The organism is Lentzea flava (assembly GCF_014648475.1).
Lineage (GTDB): Bacteria > Actinomycetota > Actinomycetes > Mycobacteriales > Pseudonocardiaceae > Lentzea > Lentzea flava.
On record NZ_BMRE01000016.1, the window covers coordinates 89,525 to 108,716 of the forward strand.

A 19,192-nucleotide genomic window follows, 5' to 3' on the forward strand; every position below is an offset into this window, starting at 1 on the left:
CCCACGGCAACCCGTCTTCAGGCATCACACCCGGTGGCGCACGACTCGGCCAAAACCTACCCGAGCAGCCGGTCGAAACGCCATAAGTGCACCTCAAGAGGCCTGCAAGCACCGCCAGACCGGCCAGCAACATGCACCTTAGTTACAAGTCGATCAGGACTCCTTGACACCTGGAAGCGCGGTCAATCAGACCCTGCGCGTCTGGGAGCGCTCCCAGAAATTCGCCGCCGAGACCAGAGGAGTTCTCCAGTGCGTCCCCGCCGTTTGATCAGCGTGCTGGCCTGCGCCGCCATGTCCGCTGTCACCGTCACCGCCTGTGGTTCGGGTGGAGCGACGAACCAGACCGCCGACGGCAAGACCGAGCTGACCGTCGCCACGTTCAACGAGTTCGGCTACGAGGACCTCTTCAAGGAGTACGAGGCGTCCCACCCCGACATCAAGATCACCCAGCGCAAGGCCGGTCAGGCCTCTCCCCACCACCAGAACCTCTTCACCAAACTCGGTGCCGGCTCCGGCCTCGCCGACGTCGAGGCGATCGAGGAGGGCTACCTCAGCCAGGTCATGTCGAAGTCGAGCCAGTTCAACGATCTCAAGGAGATCGGGCCGAACGTCGACAACCGGTGGCTGAAGTGGAAGACCGACGCCGCCACCACCAAGGACGGCAAGCTCATCGGCTACGGCACGGACATCGGCCCGCTGGCGATGTGCTACCGCAAGGACCTGTTCGAGAAGGCCGGTCTGCCGTCCGACCCCGAGGCCGTGAAGTCGTTGTTCGCGACGTGGGACAGCTACTTCGCCGCCGGTGACCAGTTCATCGCCAAGTCCGGCGGCGTGGCCTGGTTCGACAACGCCGCGCAGATCTTCAACGCCATGCACAACCAGCACGAGGTCGGCTACTTCGACAAGAGCGACAAGCTGGTCGTCGAGTCCAACCCCAAGATCAGGGGCGACTGGGACGCGGTGACGAAGGCCGTCGCGAAGGGCCAGTCGGCCAAGCTCGTGGCGTGGAGCAACGAGTGGAACACCGGCTTCAAGACCGGCGCGTTCGCCACGAAGACGTGCCCGTCGTGGATGCTCGGCGTGATCGAGGCGCAGGCCGGCGCGGAGAACGCGGGCAAGTGGGCGGTCACCGAGGCGTTCCCGAACGGGGGCGGCAACTGGGGCGGGTCGTACCTGACCGTGCCGAAGCAGAGCAAGAACGCGAAGAAGGCCGCCGAGCTGGCCGCCTGGCTGACCGCGCCGGAGCAGCAGATCAAGGCGTTCAAGGCGAAGGGCACGTTCCCGAGCCAGGTCAAGGCGCTCGAGGACCCCGCCCTGCTGGAGCAGACCAACGCCTACTTCGGGGGCGTGAAGGCCGGTGCGTTGTTCGCCGCGCAGGCCAAGAAGGTTGCCGCCGCGCAGTACAAGGGCCCTGAGGACGGCCAGATCCAGGAGAACGTGTTCAGCCCCGCACTGCAGTCCGTCGAGCAGGGCAAGAACACCGACGAGGCCTGGAAGACAGCGGTCCAGGAAGCCCAGAAGGCGGCCAAGTGACCGCCCTTCTCACCAAGGAGGTGGACCGCGAGCGAACCGAGGAGGTTCGTTCGCCGTCCCCGCTCCGGCATCGCCTGTCCAAATTGGACAACAGGGTGTCGCCGTACCTGTTCGTGGCGCCGTTCTTCGTGTTGTTCGGCGCGGTCGGGCTCTTCCCCCTGCTGTACACGGCCTACGTGTCGCTGTTCGACTGGGACCTGGGTGCGGACGACCCGAAGTTCCTCGGTCTCGAGAACTACCGGACGTTGTTCACCGACGGTCAGTTCTGGAACGCGCTGTTCAACACCTTCAGCATCTTCCTGCTCTCCAGCGTGCCGCAGGTGATCACCGCGGTCGTGCTCGCCGCACTGCTCGCCGCCAACCTGCGCGGGCGGACGGCGTGGCGGATGGGCGTGCTGCTGCCCTACGTCGCGTCGCTCGTCGCGTTGACGATCATCTTCGGCAACCTGTTCGGCCCGCAGTTCGGACTCGTCAACACCGTGCTGACGACGGTGGGGATCCCGCCGATCGACTGGCAGGCCAACACCTTCGGCAGCCACGTGGCCATCGCGTCGATGGTCAACTGGCGGTGGACCGGCTACAACGCGCTCATCGTGCTCGCCGCGATGCTCGCCATCCCCCGAGATCTCTACGAAGCGGCGGTGGTGGACGGGGCCGGCCCGGTGCGGCAGTTCTTCAGCATCACTCTGCCCATGCTCAAGCCGACGCTGATCTTCGTGATCGTCACCTCGACGATCGGCGGGCTGCAGATCTTCACCGAGCCCAAGCTGTACGACCCGTCCGCCGGCAGCGGCGGCGGTGCCGAGCACCAGTACCAGACCGTCGTGCTCTACCTGTACCAGTCGGCCTTCCAGCAACTCGATCTCGGTTACGCCTCCGCGATCGCGTGGACGCTGTTCCTGATCGTGATCGCGGTGGCCGGCCTCAACTTCTGGCTCACGAGGAGGGCCGTGCGGTGAAACGTCCGTCCTTTGTGGTCTACGGGGTGCTGGCCGCGTTCGTGCTGGGCTCGGCGTTCCCGTTCTACTGGTCCTACCTGGTCGCGAGCCGCGACAACTCCGTGCTCACCGGTGACCTCACGCTCGTCCCCGGCGGCAACTTCTTCGCCAACGCGGCGCGCGTGTTCGACACCATCCCGTTCTGGAAGGGGCTCGGCAACAGCTTCATCGTCTCCGGCACCGTCACGGCGTCGGTGGTGTTGTTGTCGACGCTGGCCGGGTTCGCCTTCGCCAAGCTGCGGTTCCGCGGCCGGGGCGTGCTGTTCCTGTTCGTCGTCGCGACGCTCGCGGTGCCGACGCAGCTCGGCATCATCCCGCTGTACATGGCGATGGCGGAGTTCGGCTGGGCCGGTGAGCTCGAAGCCGTCATCGTTCCCAACCTCGTCACCGCGTTCGGAGTCTTCTGGATGCGGCAGTACCTGATCGACACCGTGCCCGACGAACTCGTCGAGGCGGCGCGGATGGACGGCTGCAGCCTGTGGCGCGCGTTCTGGCACGTCGCACTGCCCGCGGCCCGCCCGGCTGCCGCGATGCTCGGAGTCTTCACGTTCATGCAGTCCTGGAACGACTTCCTGTGGCCGCTGATCGTGCTGACCCCGGACAACCCGACGCTCCAGGCCGCGCTGGAGAAGCTGCAGAGCGGCTACTACGTCGACTACTCGCTCGTGCTCGCCGGAACGACTCTCGCGACGATTCCGGTCTTGATCGTGTTCCTCGTGCTCGGACGGCAGATCGTCGCCGGCGTGATGCAGGGCGCTGTGAAGGGATGAATGTGACGGACATCGTTTTCCCGCAGGGATTCCTCTGGGGCGCGGCCACCGCCGCGTTCCAGGTCGAGGGAGCGACCGATTCGGACGGTCGTACGGACTCCATCTGGGACGTGTTCTGCCGCGTACCGGGCAACGTCGTGGGTGGTGACTGCGGTGAACCCGCGGCCGACCACTACCGCCGGTTCACGCAGGACGTCCGGATGATGGCCGACCTCGGGCTCAAGGCCTACCGATTCTCCATCGCCTGGCCGCGGGTGCGCCCGGACGGCGGCGCGGTCAACCAGGCCGGGCTCGACTTCTACCGCCGGCTCGTGGACACGTTGCTGGAGCACGACATCCAGCCGTGGCCCACGCTCTACCACTGGGACCTCCCGCAGAAGCTGGAGGACACCGGTGGCTGGGCGACCCGCGACACCGCGTTCCGGTTCGCCGACTACGCCACCGCCGCCGCCGAAGCGCTCGGCGACCGCGTCACCACCTGGACCACGCTGAACGAGCCCTGGTGCTCGGCGTTCCTCGGCTACGCGGCGGGAGTTCACGCCCCGGGACGCACCGAACCCGATGCCGCAGTCGCGGCCGTGCACCACCTGCTGCTCGGACACGGCCTTGCGGCAGAAGCGATTCGAGCCGCCACGCCCTACACGCGCGTGGGCATCACGCTCAACATGTACCCGATCATCCCCGCCGACCCGTCGTCCGAGGCAGACCAGGACGTCGCGCGGCGGCTGGACGGGTTGCAGCAGCGCATCTTCCTCGACCCGTTGTTCCGCGGGAAGTACCCGGAGGACGTCCTGGCCGACCTGGACCCGTTCGGCTTCTCCTGGCACGTTCGCGACGGCGACCTCGATCTCATCTCCGCGCCGCTCGACATGCTCGGCGTGAACTACTACACCGAGCACTTCGTCAGCGCCGAACCCGGCGAGACCGGACCGTCGCCGTGGGTCGGTGTCGGGGACCACTCGTTCCCCCGCCGCGACGCGCCGGTCACCGACATGGGCTGGGAGGTGCGGCCGGACGGGCTCACGTCCGTGCTGCTGCGGTTGCACGCGCAGTACCCGCGGCTGCCCCTCTACATCACGGAGAACGGCGCGGCCTTCCGCGACGAGGTCGACGGCAGCGGGATCCAGGATCTCGACAGGACCGCCTACCTTGAGTCCCACCTGCGCGCCGCACACGACGCGATCGAGATGGGGGTGGATCTGCGCGGCTACTTCTGCTGGTCGCTGCTCGACAACTTCGAGTGGGCCGAGGGGTACGCGAAGCGGTTCGGCATCGTCCACGTGGACTACGACACCCAGGTCCGGACACCCAAGCTGAGCGCGAAGTGGTTCGCACAGGTGGCGCGCGGCAACGCGCTCGTCGCCGTACCGTGACCGACACCAACGGTCGACGCCCCGGCCCGCGCATCGTGGAGGTCGCGCGCGCGGCCGGGGTGTCGAAGTCGACCGTCTCCCGTGTGATCAACGGCAGCACGTACGTCAGTGATCGAGCGCGTCAGGCCGTTCATCTGGCGATCGAGCGCCTCGGCTACAGCCCCAACCACGCGGCGCGGACCCTCGCGGGCAGCAAGGCGAACGCGATCGCGCTGGTGGTGTCCGAACAGGGCAGCCGCGTGCTGGCGGACCCGTTCTTCGCCGGCGTGCTGCGCGGGGTCCACACGGAGCTCGCAGGCAGGAGGATCCAGCTCCTGGTCATGATGAGCCGGCAGGAGGACAACGACGACCTGGTGGCCTATCTGAGCGGCGGGCACGTGGACGGCGCCCTCGTGTTGAGCCTGCACGGGGACGATCCCTTGCCGCGGAGCTTGCAGGCCAGAGGGATGCCGGTGGTCGTCGGTGGCCGTCCTCTCGTCGCCGACGACGTCCCGTTCGTGGACGCCGACAACTTCACCGGCGCGTTGCAGGCGACGCGCCACCTCGTCTCGCTGGGCCGCAGGAGGATCGCGACGATCGCCGGCCCGAGGGACATGGCCGTCGGCATGGACAGGTTGAGCGGGTGGCGGCGTGGCGTGGAGGAGGCACGGCGATCCGCGGATCTGTTGGTGCACAGCGACTTCACGCCCGACAGCGGCGCACTCGCGATGGAGGAGCTGCTCAGCAGGGCACCGGATCTCGACGCGGTGTTCGTGGCCGCCGACATCATGGCGCTGGGCGCGCTGCGAGTCCTGCGCGCCGGTGGCAGAAAGGTTCCCGAGGACGTCGCTGTCGTCGGGTTCGACGACTCGGTGCTGGCCGCCACGGCAGTGCCTCCGCTCACCACCGTGCGGCAGGAGACCGAGACACTGGGCCGCACGATGACGTGGCGGCTGCTCGCGGAGCTGGCCGGCACCGAGGGCCTGCCACCGTCGGTGTTGTTGCCGACGTCGATGGTGTTCCGCGCGAGCGCCTGACTCAGGTGCGCGGTGCGGGCACCACCGGCGGCGTCGGCGGCAGGGTGCGCGTGCCCGCCCCACTCCTCGACGGGCGCCGGCCGGCCGTGACGCGCTCGGGGTTGACGGCAGGGTTCGCTCGCCGGGCGAGCATCCGGCCGGGCACCCCGGCCGTGCTCGCCCGCTCCGCCAGCTCCGGCTCGAGCAAGGTCAGTGACGGAACGGTTTGCCCGTTGAGCTTGGCCACCAGCAACTCCACCGCACGCCTGCCGAGCTCCTCTGCCGGCAACCGGATCGAGGTGAACGAGGGCGACGCCTGCTCGGCGAGCCCGTCCGGGCAGATGGCGATCACGGCAACGTCTTCCGGCACCTTGCGGCCCAGCGAGCGCAGGCCTGCGCCGACCCAGCCGAGTGCGGCCTCGTTGTGCACCACGAGCGCCGTCGTCGACGGGTGAACCCGGAACAGCGCCTGGACGGCCTTCAGCACGGAGTGGTGGTCACCCGCGGTCGGCATGATCGTCGAGGTGATGCCCCTGCGCATGGCGGCCGCGCTGAAGCCCACCATCGCGCGGTGGGCGAACCCCGTCCTGCGTTGGTAGACCGGCGTGGGCGCACCGAGAAAGCCGATGTAGCGGTGCCCCGCGTCCGCGAGGTGCTCCACGCAGGCAGCCCCCGCGGCCTCGAAGTCGAAGTCGACACACGTCAGCCCGGCGGTGGTGGCGGGCTGGCCGATGAGCACCGAGGGCTGGGCGAGCTGGCGCAGCAGCGGCACCCGCTCGTCGTTCATCTCGACGTCCAGCACCAGGAACCCGTCGGCCTGGGCGCTGCCCGCGACCCCGCGCAGGCCGTCCACACCCTGGTCTGCCGTCATCAGCAGGACGTTCAGGCCGTGGCGTCTCGCTGCGGTGACCGCAGCGGTCACCATCCGCATCAACACGGGTACGTACACGCCTTCCCGCAACGGCACCGCCAGTGCCACCACGTTGGTCCGGCTGGTCGCCGACCCCCTCGCACCCGCGTGTGGGTGGTAACCGAGCACACGAATGCTCTCCAGCACCCTCGACCTGGTCGCCGCGGAAATCGGACGCTTCCCGGTGAGCACGTAGGAGACAGTGCTCGTAGCGACACCGGCGTGCCGCGCCACGTCGCAGATTGTGATCATTCCACCGCCTCTTCCGCGCCTCGTCGAAACGTTTCGACGACGTTAATGACTCAATTTCGACAACTCAAGAGCATCTCGGTATTTGTGACGACAAGCTGTTTACGTTTTCAGCGGTCCAGACAAGTAGGGAGTGCGTTCTTCGGAAAATATGACCTCTGCCAGCCGCACCCCGGCTCGATTCACGACGACGTACACATCGCGAGTGGACGGTTCCGGCATCGCGGGCAGGGCCGGAACCGTGATCTGCTGCCAGGTGTGGGGATCGCAGGAGAGCGTCACCACCGCGTCGGCCACGACGGGACCCGTCGCGGGATCGTCGAGGCGCACTCTCACCACCGCCTGCCCGCCGGTCTGCCCGGCGAGCCGCACGGTGGCATGAGTCACGCGGTCGTCGACGCGCAGACCGTCGAACCTCAGCCACGCACCCGAAGCCGTGCTGAGGACGACTGTGCCCTGCTCCCGGGTCTCGTCGGCGAGCGTCATCTCCGCGTAGTCGTCGAAGCAGTCAGCGCGGAGGGTCGCTCCCGCGAGGCGGCGAGGCGGTGGTGTCTCCCCCACCACCTGGATCTCGGCACGACTCGCGATCACCTGCGAGGAAGGCCCTGCCCACAGCTCGTGCACCGCCGTCTCGACGAGCTCGCGCCCGGAGACGACGTCCCAGTGCCAGAAGTCGTCACCGCGCAGGACGAACTGAACGAGGCGGCGCTCTCCCGGCGACAGCGTCACCCGCTCGAACGCCAGCAGCCTGCGCAGCGGCTGAGGCACCCTGGACTCGAGCTGCCGTCCGTAGAGCTGGACGACCTCGGCGCCCGGCACCGCGCCAGTGTTGGCGACCTCGACCGAGACGGTCAGCTCTTCACCCGGACGAACTGCCGGCGAGGACAGCACGAGGTCGCCGTAGCCGAACGTCGTGTAGCTCAGCCCGTGGCCGAACGGGTACAGCGGCTCACCGTCGAAGTACAGGTACGTGCTGCGGGTGCGGATGATGTCGTAGTCGAACAGGTCGGGCAGGTCGTCCGCGTCGCGGTACCAGGTCTGCGTCAGCTTGCCGGAAGGCGTCGACAGCCCGAACACCACCTCGGCCAGCGCCCGCCCGAGCTCCTGACCGCCGTGCGAGGTCCAGAGGATCGCCGGAACGTGCTCGTCTTCCCAGACCAACGCGTAGGGGTAGCTGCTCACCACGACGAGCACCGTGCGCGGGTTGAGCTGGCACACCATCTCCACCAGCTCCGCCTGCGCGGGCGGCAGCTTCAGGTCCGCGCGGTCCTGCGTCTCCCGGCCGTTGATGTGGGGGTCGTTGCCGACGACGACGATCGCCGCGTCGGCTTCGGCGGCGCGGGCGGCGGCCCGCGCGAGCCCGTACCGGCAGACCTCGACCGCGAAGGCCGTGGCGTCGGCCTCGTCGCTGACGAACTCGATCACGCCGTCGTCTCGCACGGCGACGAAACGCTCGAGCACGACGTTGCGCAGCACGCAGGTCCCGCCACCTGTGCTGATCGAGCCGAACAGCTCGTGGACGTTCCACCCGCCCGGCATGGTCCGTTCGGTGACGAGCCTGGCCTCCGGCGTCGAGGCCAGGAACCGGCCGGTTCTCACACTGCGCAGGGTGCAGACGCCGTGGCCCCAGTCGAACAGGTCGAACTCCACGGCGTCGCCCGAACCACGGCTCACGGTCACCGACCGGCCGGGTTCGGCGGTGAGGTAACGACCGTCGAGAGTGCGCAGCGCGATCCGGTCGACCCCCTCCTCGAACGTGGTCTGGCCCCGGTTGAGCGCGGCGATCCCGTCGTGCGGGGTCACGGCGTACGGCAGGGTTCCGCTGTACCAGTCCTCGAACAGCACGCCGGCGTGCGTCCCGATCACCGCGATGCTTCCGGCCGCCGGGTCGAGCGGAAGGAGCCCCTCGGCGTTCTTCAGCAACACGACGGACTGGCGCGCGGCCTCCAGCGCGAGCCGCCGATGCGCGGGTTGGTCGATCACGTCCTGGCTGATCGACGCGTAGGGGTTGCCGCCGGGAGGGTCGAACTCGCCCAGGCGGACCCGCAGCGCGAGCACGCGGCCGACGGCCCTGTCGACGTAGTCCTCGGTGATCAGCCCTCGTGCCAGCGCCTCCGTCACGTGCTCGACCGTGACGACGTGAACCGAGTCCTCGTCGGTGAAGCTGTCGAGTCCCGCGCGCAGCATCGCGGCGTGAGCCTCGGCCTGGGTCTTGTGGTAGGCCTGCACTCCCGCCACGTTCGACGGTGCCATCGCGTCGCTCATCACCGCGATCTCACCGTCGGTCCAGCTGCGCAGGTGTTCGTTCAGCCACGGCGAGAGATGTGCCGGTCTGCCGTTGACGAGGTTGTACGACGGCATGACGGCGACAGCGGCGCCGGCCGCGATCGGACCGCGGAAGCACGGCAGTTCGTACTCGTGCAGCACTCGCGCACGCAGGTTCGACGAGGTGGTGCAGCGGTCCGTCTCGTTGTTGTAGCCGAGGAAGTGCTTCAACGTCGGCGCCGTCTTCAGGTAGACCGGGTGATCGCCCCGCAGACCGCTCGCGTACGCCGTGCCCATCACCGAGGTGAGCAACGGGTCCTCGGAGTAGCCCTCCTCGTTGCGCCCCCATCGGGGGTCGCGCAACGGGTTGACCACCGGCGCCCACAGGTTCAGCCCGTGCTCGACGGGATCCTTGTCGTGGAAGCCGCGGGCCTCGGTGCCGGTGACGTCACCGACAGCCCGGACCAGCTCCGGGTTCCAGGTGCTCGCGAGGCCGATCGCCTGCGGGAACACCGTGGCCGTGCCCAGCCAAGCGACCCCGTGCAACGCCTCGGTGCCCGCGCGGAAGGCGGCGATGCCGAGCCTCGGCACGGCAGGCTGGCGCTGGTGCAGCAGCGAGATCTTCTCCGCCGTCGTCAACCTCGACACCAGGTCGTCCACCCGTGCTTCGAGTGACGCGCCCGGATCGCGGAAGAGCGGCTGCCCGCTCTCTTCGCTGGTGCTCACTGCCCCTGACCTTCCTTCGCCGCCCGCCGGGCAGATCAGACGCGGTTGCGCCCGACGTAGACGTTGCGGGCGCGGTAGTACGTGTCCGACGAGGGTCCCGGTGATCCGGACGAGCCCTCCATCTGCAGGTTGATGATCAGCCACATCGGTTTGCCGACGAAGCCGGCGCCGCGGTGCTGCCCGACCCAGTTGCCGTCGAGGTAGTAGTGGATGTCCACGTCGGTCGCGCTCACCTTGGTGATCCACGCCCGGTAGCCGTGCCAGCCACCGGGGTTGCTGACGTTCACCACCGTGTTCGACCATCCGCCACTGGCGTTCTTGTAGGTGTTGAACCAGTTCCGGGAGTCACCCTTGAACTCGAGGATGTCGCTCTCGGGAGGCCAGCTCGTGGCGCCGGTGAGCCAGAAGGCCGGCCAGGTCCCGCGGGCGGACGGGGCCTGGAACTCCCCTTTGACCTCCCACGACGGGAACTGGTCGGTCACGACGATGTGTTGTTTGGCGTGGATCGCGCCCGAGTGGTACCGAATCGGGAGATGGGGGTCCGCGGAGCTGTTGCCCTCGTCCCAGGAGATGCGGGTCGCCTTCAGCACCAGGACTCCGCCGGCCTCCAGGTAGACGTGGTTGTGGTCGCTCGAGCTGCCGTACATCCGCGCGGTGCCGTTGTGGTCCGATCCCCAGGGGTAGCGGTAGTTCCACGCCGCTTCCAGTGCGCCGTAGTTCGCGAACGTGCCGGAGAGAACGTTTTCCCAGACTGCGGCGTCGGCACGGCCTCCGAGCACGACACCCGCCATTCCCGCGGCGCCGGCAGCGAGAAAAGTCCTGCGGTTGTGCGTCATTGCACCACCTCCGAATGTTAGCGTTAACATCTCACTCTGGGAAGTTTATTGCCAGGCACACTCGCCGACAAGAGTCAGTTCTCGCGACACTTCGTACGGGAATAAACCGAACGACACGAAAACGTTTGTGGTATCGGTGTCGAAATAGTCGAAACCGTCGAAACAGGTGGCGATCGGTTTCACCGGCGGCACCGGCTGCGTGGCGCATTGCCGATCGCGGCCGGACGGGTGCGGTCCTGCCCGCCCCCCCAGGACGGGCAGGACCGAGTCAGGGCGCCTTCTTGAACACGAAGGTCAGCAGGCAGAGTTGGTCCGGGTGAGCAGGCCCATCCGCCAGGGCAACCGGATGTAGTCGCCGCTCGCGTTGGGATCCATGCCCTGGTACACGTACTGCAACCGCCAGGGGTTGATGGGCAGTGACTGGTCGTTGCCGGCACGCACCAGTTCTCCGTGGCTGATGTCCTCCGTCCAGGCTCCACCGGAGGAGAGGAAGTCGAACTGCTGGTTCAACCCGCCACCGCCTGCCCACTGCTGCAGCCGCCTCGATGAAGCCGGGACCGAGCACGTCGCGGAACACGGAGCCGCGCATCTCGCCGCTGCCGCCGTCGGCGAACGCCTCGTTGACGACGTCCCAGGAGTGGATCTGCCCGCGGTACCGTCCCATGAGGACGTTGATGTGGTTCTTCATCACGTCCCGCAACGTGTTCACGTCGTGGGTCTCGTTGACCACGCGGTCGAAGGTGAAGATGCCGCGGGACGGCTCGGTGAAGTCCCACTTCATCTCGTTCTCGGGGGTGACGGAGCCGAACTCGCGGTCGAGGATCCCCGAGTACTGCCCGTCGGCCAGTTCGTGCGCGGCGATCGCCGCACCGAAGTACCTGCCGGACTGCGCCGCCGCAGCGGCCAGGGTCGTGGCGCCCTGCACAGGGCTCGGCACCACCCAGACGGCGCTGGCCACGGCGAGGAACACGGCCGCGGTGCGCGCGAACGCTCTCGCGCACCCCCGGGAACTGCGGGCAGATGAACGCATGACCGTCCTATGTGGTCGGATGCCTGTGCTTCACGCGAGCGGTGCGGTGATGGTGACGAGCACTGCCAGCAGCGAACGCCATCCGCGGGTGCTCAGGCGCATGACCCCGGCTCCTTTCATCGTTGATGAAACCGGAAGTGAGCGCTAACACTATGGGTCCGGCAGCGGACGATGGCAATGGTCTATTTGTAGCTTCCTCAGGACATATACCCACAGTGGGTCTGTTGTTAGCGCAAACATCCATCTCGACAGCATGTCGATCTGCGACAGTGTCGACTCGGAACGGAGGCGGCCGTCAGCGCTGGGCGAACTGGAGGTTCGTCGACTGAGCGACACCCGGTCGAATCGGCAACGGGTTGCTGACGAGCCTCTGCCCGTAGATGTCGGTGATCGCGATGGCGCCACCGCACCCGGCCCCGTCCTCGGACAGGAAGTAGTTGTAGTCGGTGCGCCGCAGCTCCTTCCACCACCCACCGCTCGTGCGCACCTCGAGGCGCGCCACCGGGTTGCGGTGGTCGATCGCCTGGATCCCGCACCACCACTGCGACGAACCGTCCTTGTAGCGCAACGAGATCCCGCTCGACATACCGGGGCTGAGCAGCCGCCACGTCACCGAGATCTCGCCGACCATCGGGTCAGCCAGGCGGGCGAAGGCCTCCTTCGTCAGATCCAGCTGACCGACTCGGCACGGCGACGGACAGAGGTTGTTGACCCGCACCTGGATGGTCCTGCCGTTGGACGCGCGCACCTCCAGGTAGGCGCCGCAGGCCTTCGACGTCTCATAGTCGGTCTGGTTCATCGCGACGGTCATTCTGTCGTTGTAGGGCCCGAAGAGGCACGCGCCGTCACCGTCGCTGTCGTACCACGTTCCCGGACCGCTGTAGGTGACCCCCGGTTTGATCCTCCCCGCCAGCGGTGCCGTGGCGGCGGTCGCGCCGGTCGCGGCCGCGGTCATCAGCAGTGCGGCGACAACGGACGTGATCAGCCAGCGTTTCAGCATGACGTCTCCCGAGCTCGGTGATGCCAGGACGTGTTTCCACGAGCTGAAGCAGCCAGGGTTTCCCCGACACCACTCGGGATTCCACGCCGCACGACAGCTCGCGGCGAGCGTGACACAGAACCGATTCCCACCGAGACGTGTTCGTGTCGAATCGACTCGATGCGGGTGTTCACCAGAAAGTCCGCAAAGGACGAACGCGGAACGGCCCGCCGGCCTCAACGGGCGTGCAGCCGGCGCAAGCCGTTGATGATCAGCTCCAGCCCGAAGGCGAACTCGTCCTCCAGGGACACCGGTAACGAGTCCGCGACCGCGAGTGTGGCCGGGAACTCGGCGGGCGACAGCTGGTGGAAGTACGCCGACACCTGCTCCCGCTCGGCCCCGTTGTCCGATCCGGCGAGCTGGATGGCGAAGCCGAGGACGTAGCGCGCGAGCGACGCGTAGGCACGCGCCGCGAGACCCGCGGACAGCCCGCCGCCGAGCAGGACGGCCAGGCAGCGTTCCCGCAGCATCATCGCGTTCGGCCCGATCGGCGTCTGTTCGATCAGCAGGGGTGCGACCTTGTGGTGCTTGCCCAGCGTGTCGAACATCGCCTGGGCGACCGCCTGACAGGCCTGGTCCCAGCTCATCTCCGCGAGTGCGCCCTGATCGAGTTCGACCTCGCCGAGAACGCGATCGACCATGTGACCGATCAGCACCGCCCGGTTGGTGAAGTGGCGGTACAGCGTGGCGGTGCCGGATTCGAGCCGTTGCGCAAGGCTCCGCATGGACAGGGCCTCGGCACCTTCCTCGTCGACGAGCTGCAGCGCGGTGGCGAGGATCCGGTCCAGCGGCACGGCGGGACGGCCAGGCGGCCGCCGAGCGGGCGCGGAGCCTCTGGCGGCAGGCAGGGACGAACTGGTCACACGCATCAGTATGGCCTCCGGTTGACACCCTCCACAATAACGGCAACACTGTCGCCATTATGACGAGCGACTTCAACCCCACCCTCGACGTCCAGACCATCTCGGCGGACGGCCTGCGTGTTCACTACAAACGCGCAGGTCAGGGGCCGACGGTGGTGCTGCTGCACGGCAGCGGGTCGTCGTTGGAGGGCTTCGAGCGGGTGGCGGCGCTGTTGTCGGCGTCCTACGACGTGATCCGCCCGGACCTGCCGGGATTCGGGCGCACGGGGCCGCGGCCGGACCGCGACTACCGCGTCCGGACGTACGCGCGGACGATCGCCCGTTTCACGGCCGCGTTGCAGGTGCCGCACTTCGTGGTGGTCGGGAACTCGCTGGGCGGCAACATCGCGTGGAACCTGGCGCTGGACGCGCCGGAGCGGGTCGACGGGTTGGTGCTCGTCAACGCCACCGGCTATCCGGAGAAGTCGTTGCCCGCCGGGTTGCGGCTGGCGCGCAACCCGTTGCTGCGCCCCGTGTTGCGGCGGTGGCTGCCGCGCAGCGCGACCGAACGCGGGTTGCGCGAAGCAGTCGGGCCGAACTCGGCGATCGTGGACGACGCCATGGTGGACCGGGTGCACGCGTTGACGAGCCGCCCTGGGAACCGGTCGGCGTTCGTCGACTTCGCCAACACCGACCAGCCGGACCGCAGCGGTGAGATCAAGTCGATCACCGTCCCGACACTGGTCCTGCGCAGCGCCGAGATCGACGGGCAGCACTTCGCTCGCGACATCCCGGGCGCTCAGGAGCGCGTACACCCCGACGGCGGGCATCTGCTGCCGGAGGAACACCCGGACTGGGTGGCCGCGGCGATCGCGGAGTTCCTGCCCGCGGTCACGGAAAAGTCCCGCTACCGCAAGGAGGAGCGGCGATGAGGTACTTCGTCGCGTCCGATGAGGACATTCGACTCGACGCGGCGACGCGACGCGCCTTGCGCGGCAGCTACGTCGAACTGTCCGACGGTGTGACGCACTACGAGCTGACCGGTCCCGAGGACGGCGCACTCGTCGTGCTGGTCGGCGGCATCACGATCCCGCTGTTCTACTGGGACAAGACCGCAGAGCAGCTGCACGCCCGAGGACTGCGCACCCTCGCCTACAGCGCCTACGGCCGTGGCGGTTCCGATCGGGTTCGACGTACCTACGACGAGGCACTGTTCGTCCGGCAACTGGCCGAACTGACCGCGGCACTGGACCTCACGCCACCGTGGCACGTGGTCGGCACCTCGATGGGCGCCCTCGTCGCGATGGCGTACACGAACCGGTATCCGGAAGCCGTTGCCACGCTCACCGTCGTCGGCCCGGCCGGTCTGGGGCGGCGTCCCCTGCCGCAACGGTTGCTGCGCAACGATTTCCTGAGCGGGTTCGTCGCCAGGCGCTTCGGCCGCAGGTTGCTGGAGGGACACCTCGGGCACAACGTCCGCGACCCCGCCCTCTCCGCCGAACTGGTCGCGATGGTGCGCGACGCCTACCGGTGTGAAGGCTCGCTCTACTCGTTCTTCCAGACCCTGCAGGACTTCCCGCTGTACGAGCGGCAGGAGCTCTTCCGGCGCACGGGCGAGCTCGGCATCCCGGCCCTGCTGGTGTGGGGCGACGACGACCAGGTCACCCCGATCACCCATCTCGACACCGTCACCAAGCTGCTGCGGCCACGACAAACACACGTCATCACCCAATGCGGCCACATGGCCCCGTTCGAACGGCCTCACGACGTCGGCGACCTGCTCGCGTCGTTCGTCGTTCCCCAGTCAGATCGGCTAGAACCATGAACGATCCCAGGACTTCCCAGACCCTCGACGTGCTGATCGCCGGTGCCGGCCCGACCGGCACCACGCTGGCCGTCGACCTTCTGCGTCGCGGCGTGAACGTCCGCATCATCGACAAGGCAGCGCACTCCTTCGAAGGCTCTCGCGCCAAGGGCATCCAGCCGCGGACACTCGAGGTGTTCGACGATCTCGGCGCGGTCGACGGGATCCTCGCCGGCAGCAGCGACTATCCGCGCCTCGGCATCCACCTGGGACCGCTCGCCGCACCGTGGCGCATGTTCCGCAACCGTGAACGCACGACCGACGTTCCCCACCCGAACACCCGGCTGATTCCCCAGTACCGCACGGACAGCGTGCTGCACGACCGGCTCGAGCAACTGGGCGGGAGGGTCGAGTACGGCCGGGAGCTCGTGGAGTTCGTGCAGGACAGCACATCGGTCACCGCGACGACGTCCGGTGACGGCGGCATCGAGAAGATCACCGCGCGTTACCTCGTGGGCGCCGAAGGCGGTTCGAGCGCCGTCCGCAGCCAGCTCGGCCTGAGCTTCCTCGGCACGACCGACGAACAGGACCGGATGCTGATCGTCGACGCGGTCACCACCGGTCTGTCCCGCGATCGCTGGCACATCTGGCCCGGCGTGAAGGGCCGGTTCGCAGGCGCCTGCCCGCTGCCGCACAGCGACCTGTTCCAGTGGATGATCCGGCTGTCGCCGGACGAGGAACCCCCGGAGGGGGTGGAGGCGATCACCCGGCGGATCCAGGCGCACACCCACAACCGGAACATCGCACTGCGCGACATCCGGTGGCGGTCGGTGTTCCGGCCCAACATCCGCCTGGCGGAGGCCTATCGCCGCGGGCGGGTCTTCCTCGCGGGCGACGCCGCGCACGTGCACACGCCAGCCGGCGCACAGGGCCTCAACACCGGCGTTCAGGACGCCTACAACCTCGGCTGGAAGCTCGCCCAGGTGCTCGCGGGAGCCGACCCGCGGCTGCTGGACAGCTACGAGGCCGAACGCCTGCCGATCGCCGCGGGTGTGCTCGGCCTGTCCACGAAGAAGTACGAAGGCATCGCGAAGCTCGACCCGTCGAGCCTGCGCCGTGGCAAGGACGAGCAGCAGTTGTCGCTGACCTACTACGGCGGCCCGCTCGCACCCACCGACTGCGACCGCACGACGACGCTGCAGGTCGGCGATCGTGCGCCGGACACCGAGCTGCTCGGCTCGGACGGCACGTCGGTGCGCCTGTTCGACACCTACCGGGGCCCGCACTTCACCGTTGTCGCCTACGGCCCGGATGCCGCCGACGCCGCCGAAGAACTCGACTGGCCGGCAGCGGGGGCGCCGCTGCGGCGGGTCGTCGTCGATGCCGACGCCGATGCCGACGCCAAGGCCGACCACGTGCTCACCGATGCTCGGGAAGACTTCCGCCACATCTACGGGGTCAAGGGGGACACACTGCTGCTCATCCGGCCCGACGGCTACATCGGGCACATCGCCACCCGCGACTTCCTCACCTCGATCCGTACCGCCGCTCGCACCATGACGCCCGCGGCCCAGCAGGAGACCGTCCGATGACCCGCATTCTGCTGCGTGGCGCGCAGGTGATCACCATGGCGCCGCACCGGCCCGACGCCGAACGCTGCGACGTCCTCGTCGACGGCGACCGCATCGCCGGGATCGGCGGCGACCTCGACGCAACCGGCGCGGAGATCGTCGACGTCACGGACCGGATCATCATGCCCGGCCTGGTCAACGCCCACCTGCACACGTGGCAGACCGCGTTGCGCGGCGTGGGCGTCGACTGGACACTCGCGGACTACCTCGGCCGCATGCACGGCGCCGTGGCCAAGCACTACCGCCCCGAGGACATGCGCGTCGGCACGCTCGCCGGTGCGCTGAGCCAGCTCGACCGCGGCACCACGACCCTGGGCGACTGGTGCCACAACACACCCACGCCGGACCACACCGACGCGGCGATCGACGGCCTGCTGTCGTCCGGCATCCGCGGGGTCTTCCTGCACGGCACCCCCTACTCCGCCGCCGACGCGGCCCACCCGGTGAGTGAGATCGACCGGCTGCTCGACGGCCCGGCCGGCACCCACGCACTGCTCACCTTCGGCCTGGCCGTCCGCGGCCCGCAACTGTCCACTCCGGACGTCGCGGTCACCGACTTCCGCGCCGCCGCCGAGCGCGGGATCGTCGTGTCGATGCACCAGAGCGGCGGTGCACCGGGGCCGGGATGGGAGGCCGTGCGCGCCGCCGGGTTGCTGAGCCCCTCCACCAACGTCGTGCACGGCGCAGGGCTCACCGACGAGTGGATCAAGATCCTGGTCGACGCGGGCGCGAGCGTCACGTGCACGCCAGAGAACGAGCTCGGCCAGGGCCACGGCTCCCCCGTCACCGGACACCTGCTCGAACTCGGCGCCGCGCCGTCACTGGGCACCGACACCGACGCGGTCACTCCCGGCGACGTGCTCTCCGCCGCCAGGATCGCACTCGCGCACCAGCGCGACCGCGACCACGACCACCACCGGCAGACCACCGGCACGTTCTCCCTGAGCGCGACGATCACCGCCAAGCAGGCGCTGGCCTGGGCAACGGTCGAAGGCGCGCGAGCGCTGGGCCTCGACGACCGCGTCGGCAAGCTGGAGGCGGGCATGCAGGCCGACCTCGTCGTCATCGACGGCTCCGCACCGAGGATGTGGCCGGTCACCGATCCGGTCGCGACGGCGCTGCACGCCGGTGCCGGCGACATCGAGTCGGTCATGATCGCCGGACGGTGGCGCAAACGGCAGCACGCCCTCGTCGACGTGGACCTCGATGCGCTGCGAGGACAACTCCAGGAGTCCGCGAACCACCTCCTGCCCGATCTCGTGGACTGACCGCTGCTGTGCGCCTGCGCCAAATCGAGTACTTCGTCGCCATCTGCGAAGCCGGTTCCTTCAACCGGGCGGCGAACGAGCTGCGCGTCGCGCAGCCGTCGCTGTCGCAACAGATTCAGGCACTGGAGAAGGAACTGGGCGCGGAGTTGCTCGAACGCGGCCGCCAGGGCATCTCCCTCACCGCGGCGGGCCGGATCTTCCTGCCGCAGGCGCGGGCGGTGCTCGCCGCGGTGGAGTCGGCCCGCAGATCGGTGGCGGATCTGGTCCGCGGAATGGCCGGTGAGCTCCACGTGCTGACCGTCCGGTCGGTCGCCTCCGGGGTCCTGCCCGCCGCCGTGGTGCGCTGGCACGAGCACCACCCCACGACAGTGCTGCGACTGCACGACTACTCCCACCGCCGCGACCTCGAGGCCGCGCTGCGCGGCGGCCGCGGCGACCTGGCCATCGGGCCGCGGCCGCGGGACTGGGACGGCGACATCACGACTCTCGGCTTCGAAAGGCTCGTGCTGGCAGGGCGCGGCCCGTTCGACGCGGGCCGCGCCACGTCCGCCGAACTGGCCGAGGGCAAGTGGGTCGGCTTCGAACCCGAGCAGGGCATGTCGGAGGTCCTGGACTGGGCCGCGCGGTCGCTCGGGTTCACGCCGCGTCTGGTCGCCCGCGTCGGTCAGGTCACCGCCGCCCTGCGGCTCGCCGTCGAGGGCGTCGGCCTGACGATCGTCCCGGCGAACGCCGTGCCGCACGGCTGGAGCGCGCACGTTCGCTCACTGGACCCGCCGCTCTACCGCGAACTGACCGTGTACGGTCGCGGCCCGATGGTGCACCTCGCCCGGCGGTTCGTGGACCTGGTGGGCTCGGTGGAACTGCCGCTGGTCAGCCGACCGGATCTGCCAGCCGACGCGCTGGTCTGCTGACCGGTCCGGTGA

Annotated in this window: 16 protein-coding genes; 10 read left to right on the top strand and 6 right to left on the bottom strand. The window is 68.7% G+C overall.

The genetic code is table 11. From position 1 onward, the window contains the following. Positions 1 to 249: 249 nt before the first annotated feature. The 5 genes from IEZ09_RS20085 to IEZ09_RS20105 are packed head-to-tail and all read left to right on the top strand — an operon-like array spanning position 250 to position 5,690. Positions 250 to 1,533 (top strand): ABC transporter substrate-binding protein, encoded by a 1,284-nt coding sequence (locus tag IEZ09_RS20085; protein WP_370467732.1) that lies wholly within the window; start codon positions 250 to 252, stop codon positions 1,531 to 1,533. Then, the gene (locus tag IEZ09_RS20090; RefSeq protein ID WP_189255250.1) at positions 1,530 to 2,492 is read left to right on the top strand and encodes a carbohydrate ABC transporter permease; all 963 of its coding nucleotides are present in this window, start codon (positions 1,530 to 1,532) and stop codon (positions 2,490 to 2,492) included. Before IEZ09_RS20085 ends, IEZ09_RS20090 begins: the two co-directional genes overlap by 4 nt. After that, positions 2,489 to 3,301 (top strand): carbohydrate ABC transporter permease, encoded by an 813-nt coding sequence (locus IEZ09_RS20095; RefSeq protein WP_229812752.1) that lies wholly within the window; start codon positions 2,489 to 2,491, stop codon positions 3,299 to 3,301. The genes IEZ09_RS20090 and IEZ09_RS20095 overlap by 4 nt, the downstream gene beginning before the upstream one ends. Beyond that, positions 3,298 to 4,674 (top strand): GH1 family beta-glucosidase, encoded by a 1,377-nt coding sequence (locus IEZ09_RS20100; protein WP_189255251.1) that lies wholly within the window; start codon positions 3,298 to 3,300, stop codon positions 4,672 to 4,674. The genes IEZ09_RS20095 and IEZ09_RS20100 overlap by 4 nt, the downstream gene beginning before the upstream one ends. Next, positions 4,671 to 5,690: a LacI family DNA-binding transcriptional regulator gene (locus IEZ09_RS20105; RefSeq protein ID WP_189255252.1), complete on the top strand. Its 1,020-nt coding sequence runs from the start codon at positions 4,671 to 4,673 to the stop codon at positions 5,688 to 5,690. The genes IEZ09_RS20100 and IEZ09_RS20105 overlap by 4 nt, the downstream gene beginning before the upstream one ends. Before the next feature lies 1 nt (position 5,691). On the opposite strand, the gene IEZ09_RS20110 is transcribed toward IEZ09_RS20105, so the two are convergent. The 6 genes from IEZ09_RS20110 to IEZ09_RS20140 all read right to left on the bottom strand — a co-directional run bounded on the left by IEZ09_RS20110 (position 5,692) and on the right by IEZ09_RS20140 (position 13,587). Further along, positions 5,692 to 6,831, bottom strand: coding sequence for a LacI family DNA-binding transcriptional regulator (locus IEZ09_RS20110; protein ID WP_189255253.1), 1,140 nt, complete (start codon positions 6,829 to 6,831; stop codon positions 5,692 to 5,694). A gap of 99 nt (positions 6,832 to 6,930) precedes the next feature. Then, a complete protein-coding gene (locus IEZ09_RS20115) occupies positions 6,931 to 9,819 on the bottom strand; it encodes a glycoside hydrolase family 3 protein (protein WP_189255254.1) in 2,889 nt (962 codons plus the stop codon). Positions 9,820 to 9,854: 35 nt separating this feature from the next. Then, positions 9,855 to 10,655, bottom strand: coding sequence for a glycoside hydrolase family 16 protein (locus IEZ09_RS20120; RefSeq protein ID WP_189255255.1), 801 nt, complete (start codon positions 10,653 to 10,655; stop codon positions 9,855 to 9,857). A gap of 268 nt (positions 10,656 to 10,923) precedes the next feature. Further along, positions 10,924 to 11,613, bottom strand: a complete 690-nt coding sequence (locus IEZ09_RS48255) for an endo-1,4-beta-xylanase (protein WP_440590322.1) — start codon at positions 11,611 to 11,613, stop codon at positions 10,924 to 10,926. 367 nt (positions 11,614 to 11,980) lie between these two features. Further along, positions 11,981 to 12,685, bottom strand: coding sequence for an expansin EXLX1 family cellulose-binding protein (locus tag IEZ09_RS20135; protein ID WP_189255256.1), 705 nt, complete (start codon positions 12,683 to 12,685; stop codon positions 11,981 to 11,983). A 215-nt stretch (positions 12,686 to 12,900) separates the two neighbouring features. Next, a complete protein-coding gene (locus IEZ09_RS20140; RefSeq protein WP_229812754.1) occupies positions 12,901 to 13,587 on the bottom strand; it encodes a TetR/AcrR family transcriptional regulator in 687 nt (228 codons plus the stop codon). 59 nt (positions 13,588 to 13,646) lie between these two features. Between IEZ09_RS20140 and IEZ09_RS20145 the strand changes: the two genes are divergently transcribed. Genes IEZ09_RS20145 through IEZ09_RS20165 form a run of 5 tightly spaced genes read left to right on the top strand, consistent with a single transcriptional unit; the run spans position 13,647 to position 19,180 of the window. Next, positions 13,647 to 14,498, top strand: a complete 852-nt coding sequence (locus IEZ09_RS20145) for an alpha/beta fold hydrolase (protein WP_189255258.1) — start codon at positions 13,647 to 13,649, stop codon at positions 14,496 to 14,498. Continuing rightward, on the top strand, positions 14,495 to 15,391 hold the full coding sequence (locus tag IEZ09_RS20150; protein ID WP_189255259.1) for an alpha/beta fold hydrolase: 897 nt from the start codon (positions 14,495 to 14,497) through the stop codon (positions 15,389 to 15,391). The genes IEZ09_RS20145 and IEZ09_RS20150 overlap by 4 nt, the downstream gene beginning before the upstream one ends. Beyond that, on the top strand, positions 15,388 to 16,962 hold the full coding sequence (locus IEZ09_RS20155) for an FAD-dependent oxidoreductase (RefSeq protein WP_189255260.1): 1,575 nt from the start codon (positions 15,388 to 15,390) through the stop codon (positions 16,960 to 16,962). Before IEZ09_RS20150 ends, IEZ09_RS20155 begins: the two co-directional genes overlap by 4 nt. Next, positions 16,959 to 18,269 carry an amidohydrolase family protein gene (locus IEZ09_RS20160; protein ID WP_189255261.1) on the top strand — a complete coding sequence of 437 codons (1,311 nt, stop codon included), beginning with the start codon at positions 16,959 to 16,961 and terminating at the stop codon, positions 18,267 to 18,269. The genes IEZ09_RS20155 and IEZ09_RS20160 overlap by 4 nt, the downstream gene beginning before the upstream one ends. An 8-nt stretch (positions 18,270 to 18,277) precedes the next feature. Further along, positions 18,278 to 19,180: a LysR family transcriptional regulator gene (locus tag IEZ09_RS20165; RefSeq protein WP_189255262.1), complete on the top strand. Its 903-nt coding sequence runs from the start codon at positions 18,278 to 18,280 to the stop codon at positions 19,178 to 19,180. Positions 19,181 to 19,192 lie beyond the last annotated feature (12 nt).